The sequence below is a fragment of the Paenibacillus sp. NPDC057886 genome, from assembly GCF_042796655.1.
Taxonomy (GTDB): Bacteria; Bacillota; Bacilli; order Paenibacillales; family Paenibacillaceae; genus Paenibacillus.
Genome location: NZ_JBHVMZ010000001.1, coordinates 787900 through 802381 on the forward strand (window position 1 = coordinate 787900; position 14482 = coordinate 802381).

Sequence of the window (14482 nt, forward strand, 5' to 3'; positions counted from 1 at the left end):
GTACGAACATCCTTCCTGTCGTCGTATTCTGGACTCAGCATATGGCGGCATCCGCCTAAATGTGAATCGTTCGAATGAAGGCATTCGACCTTAAAAGGCAAAAGCTGCATTGACAACTTCGTTGATAACAATTATCATTGTCAATGGAATTACAAAAGTACATACAAGTATTATATGCATGAATAATGTATAAACGTCTAAGTCTGTTATAACAACTCAATTCATTGAGGTGTTCATCTTGAAAGGGGATAGTCACGTGTTTAAGAAAAATAAAAAAATGATCATGCTTCTGATCACCATAATGGTCATGTCCATCTGGCTGGCAGCATGCGGATCGAAGCCAGCAGACAACGGTACAGCAGCAGGAGAGAACAATACAGCAACGGAGACAGAGACAAAGACAGAAGCTCCGACAGAACGTACATTGACAGATGCAATGGGTCACGAAGTGAAAATTCCTGCAAATCCGGAGCGTATCATCGCTTCGTATCTGGAAGATAATCTGGTTACACTCGGCGTTAAGCCAGTTGCCCAATGGTCTGTAGCCAACGGAATCCAGGAGTATCTGCAAAAAGATCTGGACGGCATACCAACGATTGCCTTCGATCTTCCTTTCGAAGCGGTAGCAAGCTTCAACCCGGATCTGATTATCATCGGTTCCGAAAGTGTGGTTGAAGGCGAGAAATATGCACAATACAGCAAGATCGCGCCTACTTATGTACTTGGCGATGAGATCAATAGCGACTGGCGCAAAGCGCTGCTGAAAATCGGCGAAATTCTGAATAAAGGCGATGAAGCACAAAAAGCGCTGGATGATTATGAAGTAAAAGCCACAGAAATCAAGGGGAAAATCAATGCCGTTACAGGTGGAACGAAATCGGCAGCGGCCATCTGGTTGGTTAGCGGCAAATTCTTCATCGTAAGTGATAATGTATCCAGTGGTGAAGTGATGTACAAGGAACTGGGACTCGCGGAGCCTGAAGTGGTGAAAGAAATCTCTGCCAATGCGACAGGTAACTGGTCTTCCATCTCGCTGGAAAAATTGGCGGAAATGGATGTAGACTATTTATTCTTTGTGAATAGTGATGAAGGTACTGGTTCTGAAGCACTGAAAGATCGGGTATGGCAAAGCATCCCGGCAGTGAAAAATGGTAACTTATTCGAATTCACCCGTTCAAGCAGCTGGTTGTATAGCGGAGTTCAAGCGAACCTTCAAATTATGGAAGACATTCAGAACAGTATTGTAAAATAATAGAACATCAAATACGAAGTCGAATGTGTATAATCCTTGGTGCGATGAGCACCAGGGATTTTTTTGCGATTTCAACATTTTACGATATATAATAAATAATGAAGCGAAGCTTGTGAGAGATGAGTATCGTTTCGCGATTACGGAAGGGGATAACTTATGATGCATACTTTGGACCCGCGAGAATTGACGGGCAGAGATAACTATAAACTGATGAGTGGTTCGGTGGTGCCACGCCCAATCGCATTTGTTACAACACTTTCTCATGATGGTGTTATTAATGCAGCGCCCTTCAGTTTTTTTAATGTTGTTAGCTCTGACCCGCCGATATTGTCCATATCCATTGCTCGCAAGGATGGCGTTATGAAAGATACCGCGCGCAATGTGCTTTCCAGACAAGAACTCGTGGTACATATCTGTGATGAATCGATCGTTCATGACATGAACGAGACTGCTGCCATGCTGGAGCCCCACGAAAGTGAGCTGGAACGGACAAACCTGACGACTGTACCAAGTACTGTGGTTTCCGTACCAGCAATACAGGAAGCACTCATTCGGATGGAATGTAAGTTGTATCAGCATATTCCGATATCGAACGATGAGGAAAAACCTGTGAGTGATCTGCTTCTGGTTCGCATTGTACAATACCATTTCAGTGAGAAGGTGTATGATCCTGCCACCAATTATATATTGATGGATCAGCTCAAACCGATCAGCAGGCTGGCCGGGAATGACTATGCCAAACTTGGCGAGAGATTTACCGTGGTCAGGCCGGAGTAACAGCAGAGCAGGTTGAACGACCTGTTGAAGGAAGGGTCGGGATAAGATATACATAGTAATCATCCTTTAATAAGACGGACAACATGTGCGGAATACGCATGTGTTGTCCGTCTTTGCGTGTTTCGTGAACATAAAGGGGGCAAGCCTCGAATAGACTTGTACTATATCCTGCACATGTGACAAGAACCTATTTTATATATAAGGAGGTTGGAGCCGATGAACCAACTTGATGGAACCGTAGCCGCAAGTATCATGGGAATTGGAACGGCATTGCCTGTTCACCGCATTGAGCAAAAGGATGTGTCTGCTCGGCTCGCACAAGCGTTGGAGCATGAGCCGGATTCCAGACGATGGGCCAAGCGAATATTCAACCAGTGCGGTGTCGAGACACGTTATACATGTGAACCGAACCTGCTGGAGCCTGTAGAGTCTTGCCGTTATCTGCCCTTTACCCAGGCGGAGGACGTTCCGACCACAGCCGAACGTATGGCCAAATATAAGGAAGCAGCCGTTCCACTTGGAATTCAGGCAGCGCGTCAGGCACTTGAGGATGCCGTCGTTTCGACCTCGGAGATTACACATCTCATTACCGTCAGTTGTACAGGGCAATTCCTGCCCGGTCTCGATGTTCGGCTGATTCAGCAGCTTGAACTATCGCCGCGTATTAACCGGATGCCGCTTGTGTTCCAGGGATGCGCTACCGGTCTGAAAGCTATACAGTTGGCGAATTCAATTGTGATGAGTGACCAAGACGCTAAGGTACTTATCGTATGTGTAGAGCTGTGCACCCTTCATTTTCAGCCGTCCGCCAAGCGGGATGATCTGTTCGCAGCGTCCTTCTTCGGGGATGGCGCATCTGCCTGTGTTGTGGGCCTGTCCGGATTAGGACGCAAAGAACTATTCAGACTGGGAACCGGGCATTCCGTGTTGCTGCCAGACTGTGCGGAAGAGATGATCTGGGAAGTGGGCAATACCGGCTTCGACCTGTATCTCTCGCCACAGATTCCGAAGCTGCTCGGCTTACATCTTGGTCCAGAGGTTGAACGATTGCTGAACGGCAGCGATCTACCGGAGATCTGGGCGATCCACCCGGGAGGCAGAGGTATTGTGGATGCGGTACAGAAGCTGTACCAGCTGTCAGATGAGCAGGTCGCTTACAGCCGAAACATTTTACGAGATTATGGAAATCTATCCTCTGTGACGATTTTGTTTGTTTTACAAGCCATCCGCGATGATTATCGAAAAAGGGAAGAAGCTTCCAGCGGAATTGCACTTGCGTTTGGACCGGGACTGACGGCGGAATTGCTTCCTTTTACTTATGTTCCTGCACTCGTTGAAGAAAGAGAAACAGTGAATCAAGGCGCAATTTAAAAAGAACGGAATTACCAATCTGATAGCAGAGGAGCTTGGGTATGGGTTATCGCAGCCTTGCTGTCCTCATTAGCCGATATCCACGATTCATCATTCTCTGCTGGGTGTTTGTCATCGGGATGTCAGCCGTCTGGGCATGGAAATTGCCTGGCATTGTTCAGGATCATGGATTGAATTTGGACCAGGGAGATGCTCATGCTGTAGAGCTTATTCTGGAAGAAGAGTTCCATGTTCCTGCTGATCCGGTTATTCTTCTATTTGAAAAAAAGACAGGCTCTACCCTCGCCGAATTCCGAGGCTGGATTAAAGATCGTCTGCAACAGGTACGCACGCTGTCAGGTGTAACGTCCATAATCTCTCCGCTAGAAGCACGTGGAAGCCGGATGCTGCGGGAGGATGTGGCCTATGCTTTACTGGCGTTTGATGTCCCTCCTCACCAAATGGGTCCGCCGCTTGAACAGCTGCGTTCCGTGCTTACAGCAGACGGCCCTGGAACGATCCGAATAACAGGGAAATCTGTTGTCCAGCAAGATGTAAATCGTCTCAGTTTTCGCGATTTGGAACGGGCAGAGATTGTGGGATTACCGCTTGCCTTCGTCATTTTGTGTTTTGCGTTCAGAGGTCTTTATGCAGCGCTGATTGCAGTCATTATGGGAGTATCCGGTGTCATAACGGCAATGGGGGTTACATCCCTGATGGGTTACCATCTGGCGCTTTCCAACTTTGTGATTAACGTTATTCCGATGGTAGGAATGGCGCTCAGCATAGACTTTGCCCTGATTATTCTCAGCAGATACAGGGAGGAACTCCAGCGTTTTCAGAATAGTGAAGAAGCAGGTACGGGGAACGAGGAAGTACTCCAGAGATTGCTGCGTACAGCGGGAAGAGCCGTATTCTTTTCTGCTGCTTGTGTGCTGTTAGGACTGCTTGGTCTACTCTGGATTAGACTGCCGATGTTCCTGAGTGTATCCCTTGGAGCCATTCTCGTGCTCGTCATATCGGTCCTGCTGAATATAACACTGCTGCCAGCAATTCTATCCCTATATTCTGTGCGAATCTTTAGACAACATTCCGGGCATTCCATCTCTTCAGAGCAGGGGCAGCGCCAACAAACATTGCAGTCACGCTCGATCTGGGTATTTTGGTCAGGCATGATTATGAAACGGCCGGTCCGGATGGCGCTGCTCGGAACAGGTGCGCTGCTTCTTTTTGTTCTACCGGTTGTCCGGTTAGAGATCGCCATCCCGGATGCTTCTTCCTTGCCTGACAGAATGGAGTCTCGCCAAGCGACTGAGCAGATCCAGAGCATTTTTGGACAAAAGAACACCTCTGCTGTAGAGATTGTAATTGGTGGAACGGCAGAGCCGTTGACTGCATCCCACTGGCGAATTGCCTTAAATAAAATGCGAGAGCTTCAGCAGGATTCGAATGTGATGGCTGTTGAATCCGCATGGGGGATCATGCTGCCAGACAAGCTCTCTTCTTTAAGCCAATTTCAAATGAACATTCCATCACCATCTCTGCCTGAAGCGCTGAAAGAAACCAAATCTGAGCAGCCTTCATGGCTCCGTTCATATGTGTCCGACCACGCCATTCGTATGGTGGCTACCATTCACGGAGCACCAGACTCAGATGAGGCTGCATCCTGGCTCAAACAGATGAGCGCGAAGGACGTCGCTGACTCCAATTTCTCCATACCACTGCGTTATGGGGGAGAGGCAGTTGAACAACATGAAATTATGCAAGAAGTCTCAAGCCAACTGCCCAAAGTGCTGGTGTTTGTTGTGGTATCGAATTATATGGTATTACTCGCAGCATTCCGGTCACTTCTCATCCCAATTAAAGCCATTCTGATGAATCTGCTCAGCTTGGCTGCTTCATTCGGCGTGCTCGTTTTGGTCTTCAATCAGGGTCATTTTGGCATGGAGCCATCTGCCATTGCTATCATGATTCCCGTTTTCATTGCCGGGCTTGTCTTTGGTATTTCGATGGACTATGGCGTTTTTATGTTGACCCGCATCCAGGAGGTATACAGACGAACAGGGGATAGTAATCTGGCCGTACAACAAGGATTGGCTTCAACCGGACGTCTGATTACATCGGCGGCGGCGATTCTGCTGGCAGTGACTATACCTTTTGCCTTTGCTGACGTGGCGGGTGTAAAACAGCTAGGAATCGGAATTACATCTGCGGTGTTCATTGATGTAACCATTATCCGCTTGGTGCTGGTACCTGCACTCATGAAACTGATGGGCAGATGGAACTGGTGGCTACCAGGGCACAGGGAATAGAAGGCCAGCCAGTAAGAAGGATGTTTTCGGAGCCTGAAGATCAGGTATGCGAGAACATCCTTTTTTTCATCAAAAAAGTGTGAATGCAGACCAAAACAGGCAATAATGTTCAATTCACGGGCTGGACGGTGATTTATAATAGATTGGACAAGTCCAACATAAATTTTTAAATACATCTATTTAAATTGAACAAAACATTTACACGAGAACGGAGAGGACAGAAAGAACCTGAAGAAGTGGAACTATAAGCTTTCTGAAAGAAAGCTGCATCGGAAGCATACACCTCGCCTTTATCCCCGGATTCTCCCCTTTGAAGGGAATCCAAAAAAATCTGGGGATAACAGCGATCGGAAGGTTGTTCTGTCATCGGAGTGGCAAGTGTAAATGTTCTTTAGTTCAATTTATATATAATTTGAATCCACAGGAGGAATGAACGGTAATGTCGGATATTGAATCTTATCTGCAAAAACAAACAAGCCCGCGTGGACGTTCTGCGTATCAGACGGGTCAATCCCTTGAGCAATGGCGCAGCCAGTTGCGAACACGGATTATAGATCGGCTGGGCGGTTTCCCATCCGTGGCGGCGGAGCTGAATCCCGTATTGCTCGAACGCACCTCATGTGACGGCTACATCCGGGAGCGGGTTGAGATTACGACCTATGCGGGGTTGCGCATACCCATTTATATGTTGATACCCAATTCGGTTAGCGCTACCAAAGAATCGCGCCCAGCCATTATAGCCTGTCATGGACACGGGTATGGCAGCCGGGAGATCTCCGGCATGGAACCCGACGGTTCACCGCGCAGAGGAGAGCCAGGGTTGCATAAAGACTTTGCCGTCGCTCTTGTACAGCGTGGATATGTGGTTGCCGCTCCTGAATTGCTTGGATTTGGTGACCGAAGGCTGGAGGAGGATCGAGATGCACCACCCGGCGCAAGCTCCTGTACCAAAATTGCCGCCCATCTGCTCATGACAGGGCAGACCCTGGCCGGGCACCGAATCTATGAAACGATGCGTGTGCTGGATTACGTAACCACCCGTCCTGAAGCTGATCCAGCACGTATCGGCAGCATGGGCATCTCGGGTGGCGGACTCGTGACGGCATTCACTGCTGCATTGGATGAACGATGCCGTGCGGCTGTCGTGAGCGGTTACGCAAGTACATTCCACGGCAGCATATTGGACAGAAATCATTGTCTCGACAATTATATTCCAGGTATTTTAAGGGAAGCAGAGCTGCCGGATATCATGGGTCTGATCGCACCAAGGCCGCTATTTATTGAAGCCGGAAGTGAAGATCAGGTATTTCCGCTGCCAACAGCAAAAGAAGCCTATGCACGATTGACAGAGATCTATGAACAGGCGGGAGCGCAGAAATGGCTTGATGCAGACTTTTTTACAGGTGGCCATGAAATCAGTGGAGCGAAGGCCTATGGCTGGCTTGATAATGTTCTGTAAGGCAATCATACAAATGAACCTTTGAGAGGAGAGTTTAGTTATGAAATGGTCAAAATCCGTGCGGTATTTGCTCTGTCTTACCCTGTTGACTAGTCTGATTGGGGGGGCTGTGGCAGCTAATGGCGGACGGGTCGCCGAAGCTGCGGCGAATGAGTACAAATTTGATTTTGGTGCTGGTGCAGTTGAGAGCGGTTACACAGGTGTATCGGCAACGGAGACCTACACTTCAGCGAAAGGTTATGGATTCAATACACCTGCCAATATGCGTAATGTCACTGCCTCTGGAACAGGTGTTGCAAGCGATGCTGTACAGTTTGTCACCTTTGGCACGAAAAGTACGAATACGTTTAATGTAGATCTGTCCAATGGTCTCTATGAGGTCAAAGTGGTGTTGGGCAATACAGCCAGATCGAGTGTGGCGGCAGAAGGTGTATACCAGATCATCAATATGATGGGTAACGGGGCAACCGATCAATTCCAAATTCCGGTGACGGATGGACAGTTAAATCTGTTGGTAACGGAAGGGAAGGTAGGCACGGCATTTACACTCAGCGCACTTGAAATTCGGAAAATATCAAATCAGACCGTGACGAACCGTACGATCTATATTGGCGGCGATTCGACGGTCTGCAATTACTATCCGCTCAGCAGCAGCGTACAGGGTGGCTGGGGACAGCTATTTCCTTCCTATGTGAATACCAGTACATTTCAGGTTCGCAATATGGCCTCTAGTGGTCAATTTGCAAGAGGCTTCCGCGATGATGGACAGATGGAAGCGATTCTGAAGTATATTAAGCCAGGAGACTACTTTATTTTGCAATTAGGGATTAATGATACCAATGCCAAGAACAATACAACGGAGGCGGAATTCAAAGAGATCATGCGTGACATGGTCCGTCAGGCCAAAAATAAAGGAGCCACCGTCATTCTATCGACGCCTCAGGGGCGGGCAACTGATTTCAATTCAGCGAATGTGCATACTGCGGAGAATCGCTGGTATAATGCATCTACACGTACACTGGCTCAGGAAGAAGGCGTAACGCTTGTGGAACTGAACAAACTCAGTTCGGCTTATTTCACTTCGATTGGGCCGGCTGCAACACTGGCCTTTTATATGACAGGAGATACGCTTCATCCGAATCGTGAAGGTGCTACTCAGCTTGCACGAATCGTTGCTGCTGATCTGAGAAGACAGGGACTGGATGGATTTTGATCTGGTTAAAATAAAGCTTGGCTCCACTGCTCCACGAACATAGATTGGACAAACTGAATTGTATAAACCAAAAATACCCCCGGGACGGCCACGTAATGTGCGGCATGTCCCGGGGGTATCTGATTGTAAGACCAAGTGACTATTCCATCATATCCTTGGCCTCGTGGTTGACCTTTTTACCTTTCAAGAGCGGTTCAAGTTCATCCTGCACACTCTGTTCCCATAGTGGTACGTCTGTGCGATAGGCAGCCCGTCCGTTGAGATGTCCGGCTACAGGTGCTGTGATAAATACAAAGACAATGCCAAGCAATACACGGGCACTGATATAGTTATCGTAATACCAGAAGAAGAAAAACGTTCCGCTCAGCACACAAAGTACGCCGAGTGTAGTGCTTTTGGTGGCGGCATGCGCCCGTAAATATACATCTGGCAGTCGAATCAGTCCGAACGCGCTAAATGCGCTCAGTAGTGCTCCCAGCAAGACAATGAGCCCAATGACAATACCGGCGGTTCCATCAACGATCTCCTTCATTTTTGAATACCGCCCCCCGTTCAATATATCGTGCAAATGCAACTGTGCTTAGAAAAGCGAGAATGCCAATCAACAGAATGATATCCAGATAAGCTTGGGTATGAAGCATCATGGATAGAACAGCAACGATGGCAATGACGTTAATACCGATCGTATCCAGTGCCGTAATCCGGTCGGCCATGGAGGGTCCCCGCAGCACCCGGTACAGACAACCCAGAATCGCCAGGGAGAGAATGAGCAAGGAAATGAACAACAGTGAGGATAACATTATCGTGTCACCTCCATAATGGCTTTTTCGAACGTATTTTTGATATCATCACTCATTTTCTGTTCGTCTTTGATATCCAGCGCGTGAATAAATAATTTGCGTTGATTTCCTGAAATTTCAAGTGGCAGGGAACCTGGCGTTAACGAGATGAGCAGGCACAGGAGTGTAACCTCCCAGTCGGAGGACAGCTGTGTCTGGTAGGTAAATATGCCGGGCCGAATATCAAGTTTCGGCTTCACAATCTGGCGAATAACTTCAATACTGGCCCGTACCAGCTCCTTGAACAATAAGGCAATCAGCTTGATGATCGCCCAGACACGAACAATATAGAAGCGTTGCGGAAAGAACCGTCGCATGCTCCCAATCAGCAGCAGACCCAGCAGATAACCCGTGAGAAAGCCAACACCATTCCACGCATTGTTCAGAAACATCCATACAAAGGCAATGATCAGATTCAGCACAATCTGAAAGGCCATACGCATCTACTCCTTCAACACTGCATCAATATATACATTGGGATGCAGCAGAATGTCGCCTGCGCGGGAGGTCAGTTGGAACATGCCCTCAGCCCCCACACCCATCGCGATGATGAACACAAACAGAATTCCGGCAGGGATGAGCAGGCCGTTCACGGCATAAGGTCTTCTCACTGCGCCTGCTGGCGGTTCACCCCAGAACGCCTGTATGAAAATGCGCAGTACCGAATATAACATCAGCAGGCTCGAAAGGACGGCAATGCCTGTCAGACCGTACAAGCCAGCCTGTAACCCGCCTTCGAACAGCAACAATTTCCCAGGAAATCCACTGAACGGCGGAATGCCTGCCAGGGCAAGTGCACTGATGAAGAACATCCAGCCAAGCAGTGGATAGCGGTGGATCAGCCCACCCATATTGTCGAGTTTGGAGGTGCCTGCGACCGCAATCAGAGCGCCCCCGAGCAGGAATAGCAGTGTTTTGATGAGCATATCATGCAGCATGTAGAAGAGCAGTCCTTCCAGTGACGGACGACTTGCTGCGGCCATGCCGAAGGCTACAAAACCTACCCCAGCAATCACGTTATAGATCAGAATTTTATTGACATCACGATAGGAAATGGCCCCGATTACCCCGAGTACCATGGTCGCTCCAGCCATCCAGCCGATAAGGGCATGGAAGAAATCCGGATCATGATAGAAAATCAGTGTGAATGTTCGCACAATGGCGTACAGGCCAACTTTGGTCAGCAAACCAGCAAATAGTGCGGTGACGACTGCCGGAGGGGCCGCGTAAGAGCCGGATAACCAGAAGAAAAGGAACAATCCGGCCTTGATACTGAATACAATCAGGAAGAGGACAGCGATTAGAGTGATGACTCCACTCTGTCCGACTTCTGCGATCCGATTGGACAAGTCAGCCATATTTAATGTGCCAGTAATAGAGTAGAGAAAACCAATGGACGCTACAAATAGTGCAGAAGAGACAATGTTAATCAAGACATACTTGATTGTTTCCCGTAATTGTCTTTCCGTACCTCCCAATACAATCAGTGCATAAGAAGAGATGAGCATCAGTTCAAAGCAAACAAACAGGTTAAACAGGTCTCCGGTAAGAAACGAACCGTTCACCCCTGCAATCAGGAAATGAAAGAACGGGTAAAAATGATGCTCTTCCCGTTCCTTATTGACACTGCGGAAGGCATAGAGCAGACACGCCAGTGCAATGATCGAAGCGGCCACGACAAGCAATGCCGATACCATATCTGCAACAAGTACAATACCGTAGGGCGGTTCCCAACCTCCCATATTGAGCGTCTTTATCCCGGACTGTGTCACCTGGGTAATTAGCACAGTGGAAGCGGCTGCCGTCAGCAAAAGGCCAATGACACTCACAACCCGCTGGATGCTTATCCGTCGGAAAAATAGAAGGGCTATAACCCCGGTAATCAGTGGCAGCAGAATGGGTAAAACAACGAGATTATTCATACGGACGCCCCCTTACTTCTTCCATATCGTCTGTTTTCAGCTTCAGATACGAACGATAGGAAAGTACAAAGAAAAAGGCGGTAAGTCCGAAATTAATGACAATGGATGTTAATATCAGGGCCTGGGGAAGTGGATCGACGTAGCGTTCAGCCTGCTCCCCAAGCAGCGGTGGAGCTCCAGTTTTGAGACGGGACATCGTAATCAGCAGCAGATGAACCCCGTGAGTGAGTATGGACATGCCGAGCACGATCCGGAGCAGGCTCCGCGATAAGATTAAAAAGACGGCGACTGCAAACAAAATGCCAACGGCCACACACATCAATATTTCCATATCAGCGATCCTCCCCGATCTGTAGAATGATATTCATGGTGACTCCCAGGACGGCGAGATATACGCCGAGGTCAAACAGCATCGCGGTTGCAAGTTCCGTCTCTCCAAGTATTGGAAGATCGAAATAACCAAAGGTCTGACTGAGGAAGGGTACGCCGAACAAAAACGAGCCTGCTCCAGTCAATAAGGCAATCCCCAGCCCGATGGCCGTCAAAGTACGAAAATCGATAGGTAACGCTTTGCGTACGGTATCTGTACTGAATGCCAGCGCAATTAAAACCAGGCCAGCTGCCGTTACCAAGCCGCCAATGAAGCCGCCACCCGGGTTATGATGTCCTGCGAAGAACAGATGCAGTGCAAAGGTTAGAATGATAAAGACAACAACCTTGGTTGTCGTTTGCAACAATACATCGTTGCTTTGGAGTGGTACGGTATCCCAGGTTGATGAGCTCCGTTCACGGTTGCCATACTTTTTCGTATTGTCCGCGTTGTCATCCGTTTCTTCATCGGTTTCTTCAGTCTGTTCTTTCTTGCGGAATTTCAGTCTAGCGCCAAGGTCCCTCGCTTCGAGATTCAGATTAATCATGGAGTAGATGGACAATGAAGCTACCCCAAGTACCATAATCTCCAGTAGGGTATCGAAACCACGGAAGTCCACCAGCAACACGTTGACGACATTTTTGCCGCCAGCCAGATTGTAACTTTCCTGAATGAAAAAGTCGGAAATGCTCTCCAGTGACGCGGTTCCGCTCGCAGCTAATGCCACAAAGGTCATGACCACGCCTACAGCAATGGCAACAATCATATTCACACGAAGATAGCGTCGGCTTGATTTTCCCCGTTGCAACTCAGGCAGATGGTAGAAGCAGAGCAGGAACAGGGCAACGGATACCGTTTCAACAATCATCTGAGTTAATGCCAGATCCGGCGCTCGGAACAGCACGAACAGTAAAGTGACGAGGTAACCCACTGCACCTGTCATAATGACTGCGGATAGTCTGTTCTTGGCAAAAGGGATCGAAACCGCTGCCGCAATCAGTGCGACGAGCAGTATAGCTTCATAGAAAGAAAAGGGGGCGTTGCCCTTGAAATTCCAGGTGATGTTTTCTCCTGATCGGAAAAAGGCATAAACCAGCAATGCAACGGTGAACGAGAAAATATATACCAGATAATTACGAACCGAGCCATTCATATAGGCTTCCGTCCATTTACGTGCATAATGCTGGAGATTATCGAGTACGACATGATACATATTGTTTATCGTTAACCCTTGAGGATAGTGCTCGTAAATCGTTCTCCAGCGCGGCAGCAGTTTGTACAAGGTAATACCGATGGCGATAACACCGATGGTCATGATTAATTCCGGTGTAATGCCATGCCACAGGGAGAAATGAACATCAAAGTGCTCATTTCCGGTCAGCAGCGATGGAAGTACAGCAGCCATCGCCGGTTCAATTAATGATCCAGCCAGCAGATTCGGGAATAGACCAAATATGATCACAAGAATCCCGAGAATAACCGGAGGAATCAACATGCCGACGGGAGCTTCATGCAGCTTCTCGGCAGGAAGCTCGCTGCGCGTGCGGCCAAGGAACGTTTTGAACACAATAATAAGCGCATAGATCAGTGTGAACACACTTGCGAGCCAGGCGAAGACAGGCAAGAGTACACTCCATGAACCGAGTCCAAAGATGTGGAGGTGTGTCACTTCCACCATAGCCTGGAAGAACAACTCCTTGCTCAGAAATCCGTTAAACGGCGGAATTCCGGCCATGGCGAGTGCTCCGACGAGCGCTACCGTAAAGGTTACAGGCATAAATGAAGCAAGTCCGCCGAGTTTCCTTATATCCCGCGTGCCTGTCTCATGATCCACAATGCCAACAACCATGAACAGTGCCGCCTTGAAGGTAGCGTGATTGAACAGATGAAGCAGTGCTGCCGTAATGGCAACCGTGTACATCGCGGAGGATTCGCCATATCCGAAATAGATGGCCGCCGAGCCAACGCCGAGCAGGGACATGATCAGACCAAGCTGTGAGATGGTAGAATAGGCAAGTATGGCCTTAAGGTCATTTTTTTTCACGGCAAGGAATGATCCATAACACAGGGTGAGCAGTCCAACTCCGGTAACAAGCCAGAACCATAATCCCTGTCCACCAAAGATGGGTGTAAACCGGGCTACAACATACAGTCCCGCCTTGACCATGGTCGCCGAATGCAGATAGGCGCTAACCGGAGTTGGAGCTTCCATGGCGTCAGGCAGCCAGATGTGGAACGGGAACTGCGCCGATTTTGTAAAAGCCCCGATCAGAATTAGCACAAGAGCAGGCAAGAATAGTGCACTGTCCTGAATCTGTCCCCATTCCGTAATGGTTGCTCGGATGCTGAATGTGCCCGTCATGAGATACATCAGCATGAATCCGGCAAGCATGGCGAATCCGCCAAATACGGTAATGAGGAACGACTTCTGTGCGCCTGAGGTGGACGCTTTGCGTTTGTAGTGAAAAGCGATCAGGAGAAAGGACGTAATACTGGTCAACTCCCAGAATCCATACAACACAATCATATTATCCGACAGCACCACGCCAAGCATGGCTCCCATAAACATCAGCAGATACAAGTAAAAGCGGTTTAGGGCTTCTTTGGTATCCATGTAGAAAATAGAGTAGAGCACTACCAGCGTTCCTACGCCGGTGATTAACAATGTCAGCAGCAAACTTAGACCATCCAGATATAGATTAAATCCAATGTCCAGTGACGGAATCCACGGGATATACCCGGATACCGTGATCCGCTGAGACACGGCAGGTACGAGGCTCGCAAAATAAACAAATAATAGGGCCGGGACAAGTAAAACCAGCCATCCCATATGTATTTTACGGAAGAAACGATGCAGCATGGCAAGTACAATACCAGCGGCAAAAGGCAGAATCACAGCAACATGAAGCAGGCTCAACATTACACCCCCAATGACTGAATTTCTAATGCTCTTAGTTGCGGCAAACAGTGCCCATATGGCTCTTTGAG

Annotated in this window: 12 protein-coding genes; 6 read left to right on the forward strand and 6 right to left on the reverse strand. The window is 48.4% G+C overall.

What is annotated here, in order from left to right; genetic code table 11:
• Window positions 1-256: 256 nt before the first annotated feature.
• The 6 genes from ACFVQB_RS03660 to ACFVQB_RS03685 all read left to right on the forward strand — a co-directional run bounded on the left by ACFVQB_RS03660 (window position 257) and on the right by ACFVQB_RS03685 (window position 8363).
• Window positions 257-1252: an iron-hydroxamate ABC transporter substrate-binding protein gene (locus tag ACFVQB_RS03660; RefSeq protein WP_379435053.1), complete on the forward strand. Its 996-nt coding sequence runs from the start codon at window positions 257-259 to the stop codon at window positions 1250-1252.
• Between the two features lie 159 nt (window positions 1253-1411).
• Window positions 1412-2029 carry a flavin reductase family protein gene (locus ACFVQB_RS03665; RefSeq protein ID WP_379436281.1) on the forward strand — a complete coding sequence of 206 codons (618 nt, stop codon included), beginning with the start codon at window positions 1412-1414 and terminating at the stop codon, window positions 2027-2029.
• 216 nt (window positions 2030-2245) lie between these two features.
• Complete coding sequence (locus tag ACFVQB_RS03670; RefSeq protein ID WP_379435054.1) at window positions 2246-3400, forward strand: type III polyketide synthase; 1155 nt, start codon at window positions 2246-2248, stop codon at window positions 3398-3400.
• A 41-nt stretch (window positions 3401-3441) separates the two neighbouring features.
• Window positions 3442-5691 carry an MMPL family transporter gene (locus tag ACFVQB_RS03675; protein WP_379435055.1) on the forward strand — a complete coding sequence of 750 codons (2250 nt, stop codon included), beginning with the start codon at window positions 3442-3444 and terminating at the stop codon, window positions 5689-5691.
• A 439-nt stretch (window positions 5692-6130) separates the two neighbouring features.
• Window positions 6131-7150 carry an alpha/beta hydrolase family protein gene (locus ACFVQB_RS03680; protein WP_379435056.1) on the forward strand — a complete coding sequence of 340 codons (1020 nt, stop codon included), beginning with the start codon at window positions 6131-6133 and terminating at the stop codon, window positions 7148-7150.
• Between the two features lie 40 nt (window positions 7151-7190).
• On the forward strand, window positions 7191-8363 hold the full coding sequence (locus tag ACFVQB_RS03685; protein ID WP_379435057.1) for a rhamnogalacturonan acetylesterase: 1173 nt from the start codon (window positions 7191-7193) through the stop codon (window positions 8361-8363).
• Between the two features lie 139 nt (window positions 8364-8502).
• Here ACFVQB_RS03685 and mnhG read toward each other — a convergent pair whose 3' ends face one another.
• From mnhG to ACFVQB_RS03715, 6 genes are read right to left on the reverse strand one after another with little or no spacing between them, the layout of a single operon-like run.
• A complete protein-coding gene (gene mnhG / locus ACFVQB_RS03690) occupies window positions 8503-8895 on the reverse strand; it encodes a monovalent cation/H(+) antiporter subunit G (RefSeq protein ID WP_379435058.1) in 393 nt (130 codons plus the stop codon).
• On the reverse strand, window positions 8879-9163 hold the full coding sequence (locus tag ACFVQB_RS03695; protein WP_053782045.1) for a Na(+)/H(+) antiporter subunit F1: 285 nt from the start codon (window positions 9161-9163) through the stop codon (window positions 8879-8881). The genes mnhG and ACFVQB_RS03695 overlap by 17 nt, the downstream gene beginning before the upstream one ends.
• Window positions 9163-9639 carry a Na+/H+ antiporter subunit E gene (locus ACFVQB_RS03700; RefSeq protein ID WP_163753178.1) on the reverse strand — a complete coding sequence of 159 codons (477 nt, stop codon included), beginning with the start codon at window positions 9637-9639 and terminating at the stop codon, window positions 9163-9165. Before ACFVQB_RS03700 ends, ACFVQB_RS03695 begins: the two co-directional genes overlap by 1 nt.
• A gap of 6 nt (window positions 9640-9645) precedes the next feature.
• Window positions 9646-11124, reverse strand: a complete 1479-nt coding sequence (locus ACFVQB_RS03705) for a Na+/H+ antiporter subunit D (protein ID WP_379435059.1) — start codon at window positions 11122-11124, stop codon at window positions 9646-9648.
• Window positions 11117-11455 (reverse strand): Na(+)/H(+) antiporter subunit C, encoded by a 339-nt coding sequence (locus tag ACFVQB_RS03710; protein WP_024631879.1) that lies wholly within the window; start codon window positions 11453-11455, stop codon window positions 11117-11119. Before ACFVQB_RS03710 ends, ACFVQB_RS03705 begins: the two co-directional genes overlap by 8 nt.
• A 1-nt stretch (window position 11456) precedes the next feature.
• Window positions 11457-14411: a Na+/H+ antiporter subunit A gene (locus ACFVQB_RS03715; RefSeq protein ID WP_379436284.1), complete on the reverse strand. Its 2955-nt coding sequence runs from the start codon at window positions 14409-14411 to the stop codon at window positions 11457-11459.
• Window positions 14412-14482: the final 71 nt, after the last annotated feature.